Origin of the sequence: Thermoleptolyngbya sichuanensis A183 (assembly GCF_013177315.1) — a bacterium.
GTDB lineage: Bacteria > Cyanobacteriota > Cyanobacteriia > Elainellales > Elainellaceae > Thermoleptolyngbya > Thermoleptolyngbya sichuanensis.
This window is the reverse complement of the sequence record NZ_CP053661.1, coordinates 3,042,400-3,060,699: the sequence shown is the minus strand read 5'-3', so window position 1 is coordinate 3,060,699 and position 18,300 is coordinate 3,042,400. Positions and strand designations below refer to the sequence as shown.

The window sequence follows — 18,300 nt, the reverse complement described above, 5'->3', positions numbered from 1 at the left end:
CGGAACCTCTTCGCCCTTCGCCCTTCTCTCTTCATTCTTCTCTCTTCGTTCTTCGTTCTTCGTTCTTCCCTCCTCCCCTCCTCCCTCACCCCGAAACGTTCTGCTGCAAGTCGATGCCCAGCACCTGCGTATAGGCTCCCCGCGCCTGGGTTACGCCGATGGTGCGCTGGGCGGCTTCGATCATTGGGCGGCGCAGGCTGACAACGATGAACTGAGCCTGCTGGGCCTGGTGCTTAATCATCCGGGAAAGACGCTCCACGTTTGCGCCATCCAGGAACATATCCACTTCGTCGAAAGCGTAGAAGGGTGAGGGACGATAGCGCTGGAGAGCAAAAATGAAGCTGAGGGCAGTGAGGGATTTTTCGCCCCCAGACATAGAGGCGAGGCGGCGGACGGGCTTGCCCTTGGGATGAGCAACCAGATTTAGCCCACTGCCAAAGGGATCGTTGGGGTCGTCGAGTTGCAAATAGCCATCGCCGTCGGACAGTTCGGCAAAGATGGACTGAAAGTTTACGTTCACCGCGTCGAAAGCCTCCTTGAAGGCTCGCTGACGTAGGGTGGTGAAGTTTTCGATGCGGAGGAGCAGCTCGCTGCGCTCTTCGTCCAGCGTGCCGAGCTTTTGGCTGAGGTCTTCCAGACGCTCCTGGGTGCGCTCGTATTCTTCCAGGGCCAGCATGTTGACAGGTTCCATATTTTCGATGCGGCGCTGGAGCGATCGCAGTTCGTGCTGCAATTCGCCCAGGTCGGGCAGCGGATCGGGCAACTCTGGTAATGGGTCTGGTAACTCCGCCCGCTTTGCTTCTAGCGCTGCCTGGAGCGTGGCCAAGCTTTCGCGGCGGGTCTGCTGGGTTTCCTGGAGTTTTTGGCGCTGCCAGTCGGCCTGTTGCTGAGCGGTTTGGCGATCGCGCAAGAGGCGTTCCGTGCGATCGCGCTCCTGTTTTTCCGACGCGAGGGAGGCCTCCAGCGAATCCAGCGCCGCACGAGTCTGGGCGATGGTCTGGCTGAGGGCGGTCTGCTGAGTCCCCAGCGCAGATCGCTGCTGCATCTGCGTCGTCTGCTGAGTACGGAGATCGTGCAGCCGCTGATTTAGCTGGGCGATTTTTTCCTGGAGGCGCTGCCGCTGAATTTCCAGGTCTTGAACCCGCTGTTCGGCAGATCGCAGGGCAAGCTGGCGATCGCCCAGTTCTGCCTCCTGCTGACGAATAGTGGCTTGAATCTGCTGCCACTCGCTGTGAGTCTGGGATTGCTCCAGGTCTGCCAGGACTTGTCGCTGGCGCTGGAGTTCGGCTTCCTGGGCGGGCAGGTCGCGTTCCAACGTTTGCAGGCGCTCTTCGGCAGGGCCAAGCTCCTGGCGGTTTTGCGAAAGCTGGGTGCGAAGCTGCCCTTCTTGGGTCACCAGTGCTGCCAGTTGGGTCTGGAATTGGTCTGCCTGGAGTTGCACTGCACGCTGCTGCTGGCGGGCTTCGTTGAGCGCCTGGGTGTGGGTGCGGACGGCTTCTGTGCCCTGGGCGATCGCCCTTTCACAGCGCCGCAGAATGGTGTCGATTTCCGAGAGGCGATCGCGCAATGTGGCCGCTTCGGCCGATTCTCCCGGCTGCACTGTGCCAAATCTCAGAGAGCCTTGCCGCTGGGACACGCTGCCGCCCGTCATCGCGCCGCTGGTTTCCAGCAGTTCGCCGTCCAGCGTCACAATGCGATATTTGCCCAAGTGCGGTCGCGCCTGTTCTAGCGTGCGAAAGACCACCGTGCTGCCAAAGACATAGGCAAACACATCCTCAAAGCGGCGATCGCAGTCAATCAGGTTCACCGCATAGTCCACAAACCCGTCTGGTCGGTTACCCTTTGGGATTTCCGTAAACTGCGGCACGCGGATTTTGTTCATCGGCAGGAAGGTGGCTCGACCCGCCCGCCGCTGCTTCAGCAGGTCGATGCACCGCGCTGCGATCCGGTCGTCTTCCACCACCAGATTGCCCAGGCGGCCGCCCGCCGCAATTTCCAGCGCCAGTTGATAGGGCGAATCGACTCGCCCCAGTTGTGCCACCAGCCCGTGAACCCCGTCAATACCTGCGCTCAAAATCACCTGGCTGGCTCCGGTGCCCTGGGCCTCCTGCATCGCCTGAGTCTGGGCTTCCAGACGGTCAAGCTGGCGCTGTTTGTCGCGCTGCTCGTTCAGCAGACGGGTCTGGGTGTCTTGCTGGGTCCGGAGGTCTTGCTCGGCTTCGGTAAGCGCTTGAGCGAGTCGCTGCACCTGGGTTTCAGCCTCGGCCCGCTGCGCTTCAACGGTAGATTGCTCGGACTGCTTTTCAGCCAGCGATTGGGCGATCGCCCCCAGCGCTTCCGTCTGTTCCTGAATCTTGGCGCGGAGCTGCGACACTCGCTCTTGCAGCCGCGCCTGCTCCGTGCGCTGCGGCTCAATTTGGTTCAGCAACTCCTCCATCTGGCGACGCAGGGCGGCTTGCTCCTGCACCCAGGCCTCCGACGCTTCAGCGATCGCGCTGGACTGTTCCCGGCTAGCTTGCAGGGCCCGCTGAGCGCGATCGCGGGCCGCCTGGAGGGCAGCAATTTCCTGGGTTTCGATGCGCTGCTGATCCGCAGAAGCCTGTTCTAGCATCTGCATTTGCTCCTGAAGCGCCTGCTGCGCCTGGGCAATCTGCGCCATCGTGTCGCGGTTCGCCGTCAGGAGGTCCTGCTCTTGCCGCTGGAGCTGGCGCAGTTCGGCTTCGTGCGTCGCTAGGGTGGATTGCAGCGCCAACTGCTCGTCTTCGCCCAGCGCCTTCACCCGCGCATTCAGCCGCTCTAGATCAGCGGTAATTTGCTGAATTTCGGTCGCCAGCGCCGTCAGTTGTGTAGCAGTTTCCGCCAGAGCGCGATCGCCCTCCTCGATCTGCTGCTGGAGCTTCTGCGCCTGGTCTTGCTGACTCTGCCAGTTCAGCACCACTTCCCACTGGCTTTTGGACTGAAACTCGGCTTTGAGTCGCTTATATTTCTCTGCCTTGAGGCGATCCTGAGCGAGGCGATCGCGCTGCTCGATTAACTCCCGCTCCACAATGCGAAACTTCTCTTCCCGCTCCTTCACCGCATCCAGCTTGTCCTTTGCTTGGGAAATCTTGCGGTCAAACGCCGCCACGCCCGCCAATTCATCAATAATTTCCCGCCGTTCACGGGGATTCATGGAAATAATGCTGGTGACGTCGCCTTGCAGCACCACGTTATAGCCTTCGGGATAAATCCGAAAGCGGTGAAGCTGCTCATGCAGTTCGTTCAGCGTGCAGGGCTGTCCGTTGATGTAATAGTTCGAGGTGTAGGTTCCCTGCTGCGTCACCCGCAGCTTGCGCGTCACGCTCCATTCGTTGAAAGGAACCATCACCGGGGCAACACCAAGCTGGCTGGCATCCGGCTTTTTGCCGCTGCCGTTGCTAGGACTGCCGCTCCCGTGATTGCCGTGATTGCCATGATTGTCATTCAGATATCCGTTCTGGGGGGCGGCATCTATCTGTCCATTGCCTTCACCAAAGGCCAGATCAGCGCTGGGCAGAGGATCGTCATCGCCCTGGTAGGCCGCGATGTCTTCTTCATCCAGCGCAAAGGTAACGGTGACGCTGGCTTCCACCGTGCTGCGGCCGCGACTGGCCACGCTCTGGTTCACCAAATCTGGCAGGCGCTCTGCCCGCATTCCTTTGGAACCCGCCAACCCCAGCGCAAACAGCAGCGCATCCAGAATATTCGACTTGCCCGATCCGTTTGGGCCAGAAATCACGGTAAACCCCGGCAGCAACGGAACCTGCGTTGTGCCACCAAAGGATTTGAAGTGAGACAGTTCTACGCGCTTGACGTGCACAAAGGGGCAGGAGCAGAGAGGTTAATACGAATATACTAATCCGCTGGACTACTGAACACCAGTTTTAACAAAAAAACTTGGCCTTGAGCCAGGAAGCCACCATAAAGTTTAAGAGAGGCTTCATGCTTCCCCAGACGCAGTGGCCAGCCGCTAGAGTAGCGGAGGTTCAGCAAACAATCTCTCTTCATCAGCCCCTTCTTCCCCAACCTCGCCCTATGCCCGTCTATCCCGGAATCTCCAGCGAAGCCTTCCGTCACCCGCTCGATCAGCAGGCCGAGCAGACGCTCCGCAGCGTGCCGGGGTTTGACCTGGTGGCACGGCGCTTTGTGGAATTCGTTTATGAGCGGCCGCGGCAGGTGTTTTTGTTGGGCAATGCCATCGAGGTGGGGCCACGGCAATATTCCACGCTGTTTCAGATGTTTCGGGAATGCCTGCGATCGCTCGATATTGCGCCAGAGCCGACGCTGTTTGTCTCCCAATCGCCGATGGTAAACGCCTACGCGCTGGGGCAAGAGCGGCCCTGCGTGGTGCTAAGCACGGCCCTGCTTGACCTGAGCGACGAGGCCGAGATAAAAGCCGTCCTAGCTCACGAACTGGGACATCTAAAATGTGGACACACGACGCTGACGCAGATGGCAAGCTGGGTCATCACCGCTGCATCGGGATTGGCAGAGATGACCTTTGGGCTGAGCAGCCTCGTCAGTACGGGGCTAATCCTGGCCTTTTATGAATGGCTGCGGAAGGCGGAACTGTCGGCCGACCGGGCGGCGCTGCTGGTAATGGACGACGTAAAGCCCGTGCTGCAAAACATGATGAAGCTGGCAGGCGGCAGCAGCCGCTATGCCCACGAGCTGAGCCTGGAAGAATTCTCGCGCCAGTCAGAGCGCTACCAGAATCTAGATCAAGACGGCATCAACCAGGTCTACAAGTTTCTGCTGTATAACAACCTATCGCAGGGATTTTTTCAGACGCATCCGTTCACCGTGGAGCGGGTGCATTTTCTGAAAGAATGGTCGGAATCGGAAGAACTGCGGCAGATTCGCGCAGGCAACTATCGCCGCGCTGGAGAGCCGACAGTGGACGCAGAGCCGCCATCCCCCAGTAGTGAATCGTCGTCCACGGGCGAGGCCGATGTGGAGCGGCTGCGGCGCGAAGTGGCAGAGTTGCAGCGAGAAATTGACCGCATCCGGCGATCGCGCTCAGAATAACAGGGCTTGAACCCCCAATCCCCAATCCCCAATCCAAACTCAACCGTGCCCCAGCCACTCGGCAAATTCCACAGCAAAGCGATCGCCCAAAATCGCCTCTCGAATCCGCTGGGTAAAGCGCACCAGTTCCGTGATGTTGTGAATGGAGATAAGCGTAAACGCCAGAATTTCGCGGGCGTGCAGCAGATGACTGATATAGGCGCGGGTGAAATTTTGGCAGGTGTAGCAGGGGCAAGTGTCGTCTAGCGGCGTGAAATCGCGGCGAAAGCGGTTGTTTTTCAAATTCCAGCGATCGCCCTGCACCAGCGCCGCACCGTGTCGCGCCAGTCGGGTCGGAATCACGCAGTCAAACAAATCCACCCCAGCGGCGATCGCCCGCACCATTTCTTTGTGCGTGCCCACGCCCATCAGGTAGCGCGGTTTGTCTTCTGGCAGCAGCGGAGCCGTCACCTGCACAATTTTCTCGATCAGTTCCGGTGGCTCCCCGACGCTGACACCGCCGATGGCATAGCCGAAGGCCTCATACTGGGCGATCGCCTCGGCCGCTTCCTGCCGCAAATCAGGATACACACCGCCCTGCACAATCGGGAACAGCGCCTGATCCGTCCGGGTGTGGGCCACAAAGCACCGTTCCAGCCAGCGCATCGTGCGATCGGTTGCCCGCTTCACTTCGTCCCAGGTCGCCGGGTGGGGCGGGCACTCATCAAAGGCCATAATCACGTCGGCCCCCAGCGCGTTCTGAATTTGAATCGAGCGCTCTGGCGTAATCTGGATAATCTTGCCATCGCGGGGCGATCGAAAGGTCACGCCTTCATCGGAAATTTGGCGCATCTCGCTCAGGCTGAAGACCTGAAACCCGCCCGAATCCGTCAGCATTGGCCCATCCCAGCCCATAAACCGATGCAGCCCGCCTGCCTCGGCCACCAGATCCTCCCCCGGCTGCAAGTGCAGGTGATAGGTGTTTGCCAGCACCATCTGTGCGCCCGTGCCCCTCAGTTGGGCAGGCGTGACGGTTTTCACGTTGGCCAGCGTGCCCACGGGCATAAATCGCGGCGTTTCAACCACACCGTGGGGCGTATGAAACACGCCTGCCCGCGCCTTTGTGACGCAGCACCGCGCCTGACACGTATACGAAAAATGACTGCCCAAGAGCTGCTCTAGCGTCCGCTACATTGAAAAATTTTCTTCGTCGTCAATCCGGACATCCCACCCCGCAGACAGGACTTCCGTGACCACTGCTTCTAGGGCTGCTGCGTTTAGCCTGCGACAGTTTTGGTCATCCAGCGGGTTCGACAGGGGCACCAGCCGCAGTAGGCGATTGTCTTGCACCAGATCAAAGCAGGCTTCGCCCTCTGGCAACTGAGACATCTGCAAGTAATCGAAGCTCTGGACGTTGAGATAGAGCGTGTGGTTTGCCACCAGGCTAGAACACTGGGGATCGGAAAAAACTTCCATCACGTAACCTTCGCACTCGCTGCCGGGGATTCCGTCCTGGATGTAGCAGTAGCGGACTTGGTGGAGATCTGCCAGGAGCCGCTGCATGTCTTGCTTGTTGACCAGGATGCCTGTGTCCACAAGGCAAGGGGCAGGAAGTCGGGGGTTACTGGATGGTGAATCGTGACTCATAACAAGAAAACCTGCGATCGCACCAGAATCCGAATCTGGAGTGAGCTAAAGGAACTGGAACAGCGAGGTGGCTGCGTCCATGCAGCCTAGACCAGAGACAGAGAAAACCGTAAAACCCTGAGAACAGTCGCCCAGAGTGAGAGAACCCGCCATAGCCAGGAGCCATAGCCAGCGAGACGGTAAATCTGGCAATATTTCAGCTAACCTGACTGAGCCTGAGTAGATCATATCTCAAGATTCCTTGCCTGATGGGAGGGGGAATCTTGGGATGGGCACTCACAGCCAGCTTGAACCATTTTTAGCGTCATTTTGGGTGTCAATTTTGACAGTCCTCAAGCCTTGACCCTTGTTTGCTCCTGACCTCGCCAAATTTTATGTAGGTTAGGACTGACGCATTTGAACGATTTCTCGCGGGCTGCGCCCACGAGAAGTCGTCCAAAACCTGGGAAATTCATCGCAAGTGCGTAAGTCCTATAGGTTTCATGTAGGTTTTATTGTGGTTAATTGGAACTTGCCTAAAGTATGGCGCGGCTTGAGCAATGTGAGTCAGCGTCATGGCTGATGCGGATCTAGATCAAATGTGCTAGCCACGGGTACTGATTGTCCTGTCTACAGGCTGAGCGAAGGAGGCAAATGGCTTGAGTCAGTGGGGTTCTACGCTAAGCGCAGCGATTGTGAACCTGGCGCAAACGCTGGCAGGGGCGATCGCCTTCTATACCTGCCTGCCCGTGCCCGACTGGATGCATCCGGCTTTTCCGCAAGTCGCCCGCATGGCTCCCGTGGTTGGTCTGCTGATTGGGGCGCTGCTGGGGCTAGTGGATGCCAGTTTGCATCAGTTGGGAATGCCCGTGCTAACCCGCAGCGTGGTGGTAGTTGGGCTATGGGTGGGGGTGACGGGCGGGCTGCATTTAGACGGTGCAATGGACACCGCTGATGGGCTGGCCGTCCTCGACCCGCAGCGTCGCCTGGCGGTGATGGCCGATAGCCGTGCCGGCGCGTTTGGTGTGATGGCGGCGATCGCCCTTCTTCTGCTCAAAACCGCTGCCCTGACCGATCTGGTAGACCCCGCCCTGCCGCGCCCGCTGTTGCTCGCACTGGCGGCGGGCTGGGGGCGCTGGGGTCAGCAAGTGGCGATCGCCTGCTATCCCTATCTCAAGCCCACCGGCAAAGGAGCCTTTCACAAAGCCGCCCTGCCCAGTCCTGCCCACACCCTACCCAGCCTGCTGCTGCTGCTCAGCCTCAGCCTCTACCCCGCCCTGGCAAATCCTGACCCGTGGCGCTGGAGCCTGATTTTAGGGCTGGGTGCTGGGGCGATCGCCCTCCTGCTTCCCGCCTGGTTTCATCGCCGCCTGGGAGGACATACGGGCGACACCTACGGCGCGGTCGTGGAATGGACAGAGGCGTTGGTGCTAGTGTTGTGTACCCTGGCTTAAGGAGTGTTGGAGCGAAGAATGAAGAGAGAAGAACGAAGAGGTTCCGTTTTTCGTTCTTCTTTCTTCGTTTTTCGTTCTTCGTTCTTCATTTTTTCCCTCTCTCCCCCCTCGTCCCTCTATCCCCCTAACCTTCCCTCCCATGACTACCCCCCTCTCTACCTGTGTCGCTGCGCTCCATCTGCCGCAAATCGAGCGCCACGTTTTTATCTGCGCTGATCAGACCGTGCCCAAGTGCTGCGACAAGGGCGACAGCCTGGTGGCGTGGGATTATTTGAAAAAGCGACTAAAGGAATTGGGACTAGACCAACCCACGGGCGATCGCCCCACCTGCGTTTTTCGCACCAAAGCCAACTGCCTGCGGGTTTGTCAGCAAGGCCCCATTTTGGTGGTCTATCCCGACGGGGTATGGTATCACAGCGCCACCCCGACCGTGATTGAAGAAATCATCCAGAAGCACCTGCTTGGCAATCAAATCGTCCAGGACTACGCCTTCCTAGTTCACCCGCTACCTGCGCCATCCGATGAATTGAAAACACATGGCAGGTTGAATCTGGACGCGCTACAGTCAGAAAGCAAAGATTAATCTATTAATTTCAACATTGCTTAACTATGCGGATTTCCCGCTTGCGCTCAGTATGATGTAGACAGGTCTACTGAAGGGCGGAATGTCTTCACGAAGCCTTGACTTCGGCACAAAGTCAGGCCAGGCAAATCAGGCAACGCAAATCAGGCAATACAAAATTTCTTCAGGTTCTTGGGCTAAGTTGTGCGCTCTGTGGATCTACTGGGTATCATTTATTAGCACGATTCATCTCAACTCAGGCATGGCGAGTGATGTAGCATGACAAAGGAAGCCAGTGTGGGAGAGCACAAGCGACTTTTATTAATTGACGACGACCCAAACCTCATTCTGCTCGTAAAGGACTACCTAGAGTTTCGGGGGTATGAGGTCATCACCTCAGAGAACGGTCAAGAAGCGCTAGAAGTGCTGCAAAAAGAGACACCAGACATGATCATCTGCGATGTAATGATGCCGCAGATGGATGGCTACTCGCTGGTGGAGCAAGTCAGAAAAGATCCACGCACGAGCTGGATTCCAGTGCTGTTTCTCTCTGCGAAAGGGCAGAGCCAGGACAAAATCAAGGGCTTGAACACTGGCGCTGACGTGTACATGGTGAAGCCCTTCGAGCCAGAAGAACTGGTTGCCCAGGTAGAGTCTTCTCTCAAGCAAGCCTCTCGATTGATTCAGCGGCAGGACAAGGGGCTGGACAGCGCCCCCAAAATTCAGGTGCCCTTCGACGTTGAGCTAACGCCGACCGAGCTGCGGGTGGTGCAGTTTGTCGCCCAGGGCATGGCAAACCGAGAAATTGCCGAGAAGCTGAACGTGAGCCAGAGAACGATTGAAAGCCACGTCAGCAACATGCTGGGCAAAACAGGACTACACAACCGCACTGAACTGGCTCGCTGGGCGATCGAAAACAGTATGGCGTAGCTTTATAGGTTGACTTTATGGGTCTTTAACTTGTAGGTCTTTAACCTCTAAGCCTTCAACTTCGAGTACGGTCGCCATCGGAAGGCGGCCGTACTTGTTTTTTGTAGGTTTCATGACCGAAGTAAGATTTTCTTAATGTTTTTTATGGAAAACCGGTGTTGCTTCTGAAAGCCATGCAGCAGAAGGGCTGATGTGGCAGGCTTAGGATGAAGAACGGATGAAGACAACGGATCTCAACCGTAGAAGTACGGGTCTTGCTTGACATCCCAAAATAAACTCTGCTTAATACTAAAAGTTTCGATCACTACGCCTTCCCTCAGTGTCGCTACTGGTCTTGGTTATGATGACTGAAGCCGCTGGCGATCGCCCGCCAAGCTTGTCTAGCTTGGTGACCGTTCAACAGCAGGCTGATTTCGCTATGTTGTCTGGGTCACTCATTCACAGGTCGTGCGGTTGCTTAGGCACTTTGCACGACAGCATCAGCACCTCGCCACTGATTCTTTTCAGTGGTCATTGCTAGGCGCTGTTTTTGAAACGCATCGAAACTGGCTAGACGCTGCGTCTACAGGCTGCGTTTCGACAGTTTTGCTTGGACAGACTGGTTTTGTCCGGTCAAACCTAGCAAAGATAGAATAAATCTAAAGAGGTCTAACGTATGGGTGCAGTCAGATCAGCGGTTTAGTCCCTGGTTTGGCTGGCTAAGCTTGCGAGAAGCTGAAGGCGCATTCCATCCGCCGCAGATAGGTTTATCTCGCTAAGGCGCTCACAGATCCTCTGAAGGGCGAGTTCTCGCACGGTGCGCTGGTCGAGCATCCAACATTTGAGACTCAAAACTTAAGACTCAGAAGATTCGATGACCGCTCTTTGAACTCTCTAAGCTGAACTTTCTAAGACAGTTTCGAGAAGTCCCGCTCTAAGTTCAGACACTCTCACGTTTAACCATGAACTCAAACACCCCTAGCAACACCCTCTTTCCAAATCAAGAAGCAGGTCGAAAGCCAAGCCTCTGGCATCGCCTGAAACTGTGGATTCGTCAAGACATCGTGGCAGACGATCCGTGGGACGTAGATACCTATTTTCCCGAAGAAGACCAGGCGGCAACTCTTCACCAAGAGACGGTCGAAAAGTAGAGAACTGAGGCTAAGGGACGGCGCTCCGCAGTAGTGTTGGATTTAATTTCACTTTAATATCTACGCTGAGCTTGAATCATACAAGTCTCATCGCCCTCTAGAAAAGCCGTTTCTGCCAGAGTTCACACTACTTTTACAAATTCATGCAAATTGTAATGCGAGTTTGTAGATGGCTCACTCGGTTCTCCTGTGTTCCAGGAAATTGCAAGCGTCTGGGCAGCTTCTCCAGAAGCGCAGGACATAGACAGATATAAAAACGAGAGGTCTTGAATTGGAATCCCGATTCAAGACCTCTTTCAGTTAGAGCAGCTTGTGGAGTAGCTTGCTAGCACAACGGTTTCGACGTGGCAGCTAGCTCATGTAGTCTTGCAGCGCCTTGACCTCCAGCGGCTCGGACTGGAGAGAGCGAATCGCAGCCGTGCTGGCCTTGGCTCCGGCGATCGTGGTGACAACAGGAATTTTATAAGACAGGGCAGTGCGGCGAATTGCGCGATCGTCCACCTGAGCCGTCTCGCCCAAGGGCGTGTTGACCACAAGCTGAATCTGCTGGTTTTTGATGGAATCCATCACGTTAGGACGACCCTCATGCACCTTCAGCACCAGATCCACATCCAGTCCATTTTCTTTGAGGACGCGGCGAGTCCCCTCCGTCGCCACAACGTGCAGCCCCAAGGCCTGCAAATCCTTCACCACAGGCACAGCAGCCTGCTTGTCGCGGTCGTTCATCGAAACGAAGACCGTGCCCCCCAGCGGCAACACCTGCGAAGCCGCTAGCTCTGCCTTGGCAAAGGCTTTGCCAAAGTCGGTGTCAATGCCCATCACTTCGCCCGTGGAGCGCATTTCGGGGCCAAGAATAATATCCGTGCCGGGAAACTTGGAAAAGGGCAGCACGGCCTCTTTCACCGCAATGTGCTGGGGAATGATTTCCTGCGTGAAGTTTAGCTCCGCCAGGGTCTTGCCCGACATGACCAGGGATGCCAGCTTGGCCAGGGGCTTGCCGATCGCCTTAGACACAAAAGGAACGGTGCGCGAGGCGCGGGGGTTGGCTTCCAAAATGTAGACCACATCGCCCTCGACCGTGCCTTGGATGGCGTACTGTACGTTCATCAGACCGACGACGTTCAGCGCTTTGGCGAGTTTCGTCGTCCAGGTGCGGATGGTTTCCAGCGTGTCGGGGCCAAGGGTGACGGTGGGAATCGAGCAGGCAGAGTCGCCAGAGTGAATGCCCGCTTGCTCAATGTGTTCCATGATGCCGCCGATGACGACGTGGCCAGTAGCATCGGCGATCGCATCCACATCCACCTCGATCGCGTTTTCCAAATACTGATCCACCAGGATGGGGTGATCTGGCTCGACCTGCACCGCGTAGGTCATGTAGCGCTCCAGGTCTTTGTCGGAATATACAATTTCCATCGCCCGACCGCCCAGCACGTAGCTGGGGCGCACCACCACGGGATAGCCAATTTTCTTGGCCACCTCCAGCGCTTCGGCGGTGCTGCGGGCGATGCCGTTGGCGGGCTGGCGAATCTCTAGCTCCCGCAAGATTTTCTCGAATCGCTCCCGGTCTTCGGCGGTGTCAATCGAGTCGGGCGAGGTGCCCCAGATTTGGGTCTGCGGCGAGTCGCAGATGGGCAGCGCCTTTTGCAGCGGCAGGGCCAGCTTGAGCGGGGTCTGGCCACCAAACTGGTTGATAATGCCAGCGGGCTGCTCCGCTTCGATAATATTCAGCACGTCCTCTTTGGTGAGTGGCTCAAAATAGAGGCGATCGCTCGTGTCATAGTCCGTAGAAACCGTTTCCGGGTTGGAATTGACCATGATTGTCTCAAACCCTTCGGCTTGCAGCGCAAAGGACGCATGGCAGCAGCAATAGTCAAACTCGATGCCCTGCCCGATGCGGTTTGGCCCGCCGCCCAGGATCATGACCTTGCGCCGGGTTGAGGGCAAGACCTCCGACTCTGGCGCGGCGGCTTGTTCCGAACCTGCGTCTCCATTGACCACTTCGACGGGTGTTTCGTAGGCGGAGTAGTAGTAAGGCGTTAGCGCCTCAAACTCGGCGGCGCAGGTATCTACGGTTTTATAGGTGGGGACGATGCCCAGGGCCTTGCGGAAAGCGCGAACCTCGTCTTCGGTGGTTTTGGTGGCAAAAGCAATTTGGCGATCGCTAAAGCCCTGCTGCTTGATCGCCAGCATTTGCGCTTGAGTGAGGCTGTTGAGCGGGGTGCGCTTGAGGAATTTCTCTGTTTCCAGCAGTTCTGCCAGCTTGTCAAGAAACCACGGGTCGATGGCAGTGAGTTCGTAGATTTCCTCCACCGTCATGCCCATCAGCATGGCGTGGCGCAGCGTAAACACCCGATCCGGGTTCGGAGTCCGCAGACCCGCACGAATTTGCTCCAGGCTGGGCAGTTTTTCGGTTTTGTCGCAGCCCCAGCCCGCGCGGCCCGTTTCGAGCGATCGCAGCGCTTTTTGGAACGATTCTTGGAACGTGCGCCCAATGGCCATCGCTTCGCCCACCGACTTCATCTGCGTCGTCAGCACGGGCTGAGAACCAGGAAATTTCTCAAAGGCAAAGCGAGGAATTTTCGTCACCACGTAGTCGATCGTGGGTTCAAAACTGGCGGGCGTTTTCTTGGTGATGTCGTTGGGGATTTCGTCGAGCGTATAGCCCACCGCCAGTTTGGCCGCCATCTTGGCAATTGGGAAGCCTGTCGCCTTGGAAGCCAGCGCCGAACTGCGCGACACGCGGGGGTTCATCTCGATCACGATGAACTCGCCCGTGTCGGGGTTCACCGAAAACTGAATGTTGGAACCGCCCGTTTCCACCCCGATTTCGCGGATGATCTTGATCGACGCATCCCGCAAGCGCTGATATTCCTTATCCGTCAGGGTTTGCGCCGGAGCAACGGTGATCGAGTCGCCCGTGTGAACGCCCATCGGGTCGAAGTTTTCAATCGAGCAAATAATCACAACGTTATCTGCCAGGTCGCGCATCACCTCCAGTTCGTATTCCTTCCAGCCCAAGAGTGATTTTTCGATGAGAATCTGCGACACCGGGCTGGCATCTAGACCCGACTGAGCAATTTCCTCAAATTCTTCCTGGTTGTAGGCAATGCCGCCGCCCGTGCCGCCGAGGGTAAAGGCGGGGCGGATAATCAGCGGGTAGGAGCCGATTTCCTGGGCGATCGCCCTCGCTTCGTTCATGGTTTGCGCTAGCCCCGACGGGCAAACCGGCACGCCAATCCGCGCCATTGCTTCCTTAAACAGCTTGCGGTCTTCCGCCATCTCGATGGCAGGCAGCTTTGCGCCGATCAGCTCTACGTTGTAGCGCTCCAGCACGTCAGTTTTGGCCAGCGCCACTGCTAGGTTCAGCGCTGTCTGTCCGCCCATCGTCGGCAGCAGCGCATCAGGGCGCTCCTTTTCGATCACCTTTTCCACCATTTCCGGGGTCAGCGGCTCGATATAGGTGCGATCGGCCGTCTCCGGATCGGTCATGATGGTTGCCGGATTGGAGTTGATCAGCACCACTTCGTAGCCTTCGTCGCGCAGCGCTTTGCAGGCCTGGGTACCAGAATAGTCAAACTCGCAGGCTTGCCCAATCACGATGGGGCCAGAGCCAATTAGAAGAATTTTGCGGATATCAGTACGGCGGGGCATAGCGGCAGCCTGGGGAACTAGCGGAAATCCAAAACATTGTAGAGGGTTTCTCGCAAAACAGATTGTGCTTTTATCATCATCTCCAGATTTGTCAGCAGGTTAACCCAACCTGCCTCGAACGCTGAGCGGTTTAGCAGAGGCTGTAGAGATTCCAGGGCCACCCCACAGCCCAAATCACGCCGTCAGTCTGAGTTTGTCTAAGTTTCTGCCAGCCTTACGCCTATAGACAGATTTCAATCCTTCCGCAAGGTTCAAGGTTGAATTGATCGCTCGATTTGGGAATTCTGAGTAGCAAGTTTTCATAACTTTAAGATCGTTTACTTTGGCAGAGCTTTAGGGCGATCGCCCCCCAGCACCCTCTCCAGGAACCTCCCCAGCGCCCCTAGACAACCAGCCCTGAATCTTCCCGAATTTCCCACTCTTCGTCCACCTAACGTTTGCAGCCAGTTATGACCTCCCAGCCTTCTGAATCTCAGGGTTTTCAGTCGAGCCAGCCAGTCGCTTTGTCCAGCCAATCGCTTAACAAGCCACCCAAACCAGCCCAATCTGACCCCTGCAAGGCATCCCTCGATCTGGAGCGAAAGCTCTCCTTGCTAATCGACCGCAGCCCGATGGCCGTGATCGAGTGGAACTCCCAGCTACAAGTTATAAGCTGGAACGCAAGCGCAGAGAGAATTTTTGGATTTAGTGCGGAGGAAGTTTTAGGACGCAACGCCAATCAGTTCATCCTGCCAGCGTCGCAGTTTGATCTGGTGAACGAAATCGTGATGCAGATCCTAAAGCAAAAAAATGGAACCCACAGCATCAACGAGAACCAGACTAAGGACGGCCGCACCATTACCTGCGAATGGTTTAACACGCCGCTGGTCAATTCCAACGATGAGGTGATTGGCATTATTTCGATGGTGAGCGATGTGAGCGATCGCCGCCAGACGGAGCAGCGCCTTCAAGATTCCGAGCGATTTCTCGACAGCGTGATCAACGGCAACCCCGACCTGATGGTGGTGAAAGACGAGCAGTTTCGGTTTGTCTTGGTCAACGAGGCGCTGTGCCAGCAGCTTGGGCGCGATCGCAGCGAACTCATTGGCAAAACAGACTACGACCTGTTTCCAGCAGCAGAAGCAGACCAACTCCGCAGGATCGATAAGCATGTCTTGGCAACAGGGGAAGAATATGTAGTTGAACACTCCGCCAAGCTAGCCGATGGAGAAACTCACTACTTCATGGATCGCAAGACGCGATTTCAAGATGCCAAGGGCCACTACTTCATCATCGTCACTGTGCGCGACATCACCGAGCGGCGGCTGGCGGAGCTGGCGCTGGAGCAAGCAAAAGCCGAACTAGAAGAAAGAGTGGAAACCCGCACGGCGGAGCTAAAAGAGCAAGAGCAGTTTCTTCGCAGCATCTACAACGGCACCGATCAGGGCATTTTTGTCGTGGATATTAGCCCAGAGGGAGCGTTTCGAGTCGTGGACTGCAACACTACGCTGACTCGCATCACAGGCATTCCTCAGCAAGCTTTTAGAAATAAGACGCTGGCAGAGATCTTTGACCCGGTTCAAGCCAAGAGCTTTCAGAAGAACTATGAGCGCTGTGTTCGAGCAGGCATCTCAATTTCCTACGAAGAGCGGATTCGCTATTCCGACGGCGATATCCAGTGGTTTGACACCACCCTATCGCCGATTCGGAATGCGGAAGGGCAGGTCTATCGCATCATTGGCACCACGATCAATATCACCGACCGCCGCAGAACTGAAGATGCGCTGACGGCCAGTGAAAACCGCTATCGGCTGCTGGTGGAAACGTCGCAGGATTTGATCTGGTCGTGCGATCGCGAGGGCTGCTTTAGCTTTGTAAATGCAGCCGTTCGCACCATTCTAGGCTATGAGCCTCAGGAAATGCTCGGTCGTCCCTTTAGCGACTTTTTGGCACCGGGACAGCTAGAGCAAGATCGGGAAATCTTTCGACGGGTGGTTTCTGGGACATCAGTGCTGAACCACGAGTCGGTGTATCTTACAAAGGACGGTCAGCGAGTGACGCTGCTGTTTAGCGCGGCAGTGCTGCGCGACGACCAGGGGAATATCTTGGGCAGCACAGGCACCGCCCGCGACATCACCCGCGAAAAGCAGATGCAGCAAGAGCGATCGCGCTTGATTGAGATTCTGGAAGCCAGCCCCGACTTGATTGGCACGACCGCTCCAGACGGAACGCCCTTTTACATGAATCGGGCTGGCCGCCAAGTGGCTGGCATTGCTCTCGACGCTTCGCTTGCAGACTACTCCCTCACAAACTTCCATCCTGCTTGGGCTACAGAGCGCATTTTGCAAGAGGGGATTCCTGCTGCTGTTGAACAAGGGGCGTGGATTGGCGAAACGGCTGTTCTGACGCATGAGGGCGAAGAAATCCCTGTTTCGCAACTAATCATTGCCCACAAAAACGCTGAAGGACAGGTCGATTATCTGTCTACAGTAATGCGCGATATCCGCGAATTTCGCCAGGCCGAGGCAGCATTACGCGAAAGCGAGGAGCGGTTCCGGCTGGTGGCTGAGCAAACCGGGCAACTCATCTACGACTATGACTTCAAGTCTGGCAAAATCCGCTGGGCGGGAGCGATCGCCCAAATGACCGGCAACACACCAGAGGAGTTTCAGCAGGTGGACGTTGAAGCTTGGGAGCAGCGCATTCATCCAAGCGATCGCCAGCGGGCGGCCAAAATGCTGGAAAAAGCCATCAACGAGCGATCGCAATACCATGTGGAATACCGTTTTGCTCAGGCCAACGGCAGCTACATCTTTGTGGAAGATCATGGCGCGCTGCTGCAAAACGAAGCGGGTGAAGTCTATCGTCTGGTAGGCATCATGAACAACATCACCGAGCGCAAGCAGGCTCAGCTTGAGCTAGAACGCTCCGAAGCCACCCTCCGCCAGCGCAGCGAAGAACTCCAGAACGCGCTGCAACAGCTTCAGCGCACCCAGTCGCAGATGATTCAGGCTGAAAAAATGTCGAGCCTGGGGCAACTGGTGGCCGGCGTGGCCCATGAGATTAACAACCCCGTGAACTTTATCTACGGCAACCTGTCTCATGCCAGCAGCTACACGCAGGACTTGCTGGGGCTGCTAAGTCTGTATCAGAAGCACTATCCCGTGCCCCATCCCGAAATTCAGGACGAGGCAGACGCGATCGACCTACCGTTTGTGCTGGAAGATCTGCCCAAGCTTATCTCTTCAATGCGCGTGGGAGCAGAGCGCATTCAAAAAATCGTCGCGTCCCTGCGGACCTTTTCAAGAATGGACGAAGCCGAGTTCAAATCTGTAGACATTCACGACGGCATCGACAGCACGCTGATGATTTTGCAAAATCGGCTCAAGGGCAAGAGCGATCGCCCCGAAATCCTGATCCTCAAGGAATACGGCAACCTGCCCCACGTCGAGTGCTATGCGGGCCAGCTCAACCAGGTGTTTATGAACATCCTCAGTAATGCCATCGACGCGCTCGAAGAGGCGATGGCCCAGCCCAACAGCCCATTTCGGGACAAAAAACGCCAGCCCAGCATCAAGATCCGCACCGATTTGCTGAATGGACAGTGGGTGTTTATCCGCATCTCCGACAACGGCCCCGGCATCCCTGAAGCCATTCGGCAGCGTCTATTCGATCCGTTCTTCACAACCAAGTCCGTCGGCAAAGGCACAGGCATGGGGCTGTCGATTAGCTATCAGATTGTGACCGAACGCCACAGCGGAACGCTAGAGTGCCACTCGGAACCGGGCAACGGGGCGGAGTTTGTGGTCAAGATTCCGCTGAAACAGATGAAGCCCGCCGAGTCGGGCGATTCGCGAAGCAATCCCTACGGGAATCGCCCCAGCAGCGAGCAGTCCAGCAGCTAGCTAACCCATCAGTCGCCCCGCCATCGCACCCGTCAGGA

10 protein-coding genes are annotated in these 18,300 nt (G+C 56.6%); 6 read left to right on the top strand and 4 right to left on the bottom strand.

Annotated elements, in window-relative coordinates:
- Positions 1-85: 85 nt before the first annotated feature.
- On the bottom strand, positions 86-3,838 hold the full coding sequence (gene smc / locus HPC62_RS12780; RefSeq protein ID WP_172356221.1) for a chromosome segregation protein SMC: 3,753 nt from the start codon (positions 3,836-3,838) through the stop codon (positions 86-88).
- 215 nt (positions 3,839-4,053) lie between these two features.
- On the opposite strand from smc, the gene HPC62_RS12775 reads away from it, so the two are divergent.
- Positions 4,054-5,046, top strand: a complete 993-nt coding sequence (locus tag HPC62_RS12775; RefSeq protein ID WP_172356219.1) for a M48 family metallopeptidase — start codon at positions 4,054-4,056, stop codon at positions 5,044-5,046.
- Between the two features lie 39 nt (positions 5,047-5,085).
- On the opposite strand, the gene tgt is transcribed toward HPC62_RS12775, so the two are convergent.
- Both tgt and HPC62_RS12765 read right to left on the bottom strand, forming a co-directional pair.
- On the bottom strand, positions 5,086-6,195 hold the full coding sequence (gene tgt / locus HPC62_RS12770; RefSeq protein WP_172356217.1) for a tRNA guanosine(34) transglycosylase Tgt: 1,110 nt from the start codon (positions 6,193-6,195) through the stop codon (positions 5,086-5,088).
- A gap of 18 nt (positions 6,196-6,213) precedes the next feature.
- Positions 6,214-6,672, bottom strand: coding sequence for a hypothetical protein (locus HPC62_RS12765; RefSeq protein WP_172356215.1), 459 nt, complete (start codon positions 6,670-6,672; stop codon positions 6,214-6,216).
- 638 nt (positions 6,673-7,310) lie between these two features.
- On the opposite strand from HPC62_RS12765, the gene cobS reads away from it, so the two are divergent.
- From cobS to HPC62_RS12745, 4 genes are all read left to right on the top strand, one after another.
- Complete coding sequence (cobS, locus tag HPC62_RS12760; protein WP_225906618.1) at positions 7,311-8,105, top strand: adenosylcobinamide-GDP ribazoletransferase; 795 nt, start codon at positions 7,311-7,313, stop codon at positions 8,103-8,105.
- Between the two features lie 139 nt (positions 8,106-8,244).
- On the top strand, positions 8,245-8,688 hold the full coding sequence (locus HPC62_RS12755) for a (2Fe-2S) ferredoxin domain-containing protein (RefSeq protein ID WP_172356213.1): 444 nt from the start codon (positions 8,245-8,247) through the stop codon (positions 8,686-8,688).
- Between the two features lie 258 nt (positions 8,689-8,946).
- A complete protein-coding gene (locus HPC62_RS12750) occupies positions 8,947-9,597 on the top strand; it encodes a response regulator transcription factor (RefSeq protein WP_172356211.1) in 651 nt (216 codons plus the stop codon).
- Between the two features lie 941 nt (positions 9,598-10,538).
- A complete protein-coding gene (locus tag HPC62_RS12745) occupies positions 10,539-10,727 on the top strand; it encodes a hypothetical protein (protein ID WP_172356208.1) in 189 nt (62 codons plus the stop codon).
- A 351-nt stretch (positions 10,728-11,078) separates the two neighbouring features.
- Here HPC62_RS12745 and carB read toward each other — a convergent pair whose 3' ends face one another.
- Positions 11,079-14,378: a carbamoyl-phosphate synthase large subunit gene (carB, locus tag HPC62_RS12740; RefSeq protein WP_172356206.1), complete on the bottom strand. Its 3,300-nt coding sequence runs from the start codon at positions 14,376-14,378 to the stop codon at positions 11,079-11,081.
- Between the two features lie 449 nt (positions 14,379-14,827).
- Between carB and HPC62_RS12735 the strand changes: the two genes are divergently transcribed.
- Positions 14,828-18,262: a PAS domain-containing sensor histidine kinase gene (locus tag HPC62_RS12735; RefSeq protein ID WP_172356203.1), complete on the top strand. Its 3,435-nt coding sequence runs from the start codon at positions 14,828-14,830 to the stop codon at positions 18,260-18,262.
- Positions 18,263-18,300: the final 38 nt, after the last annotated feature.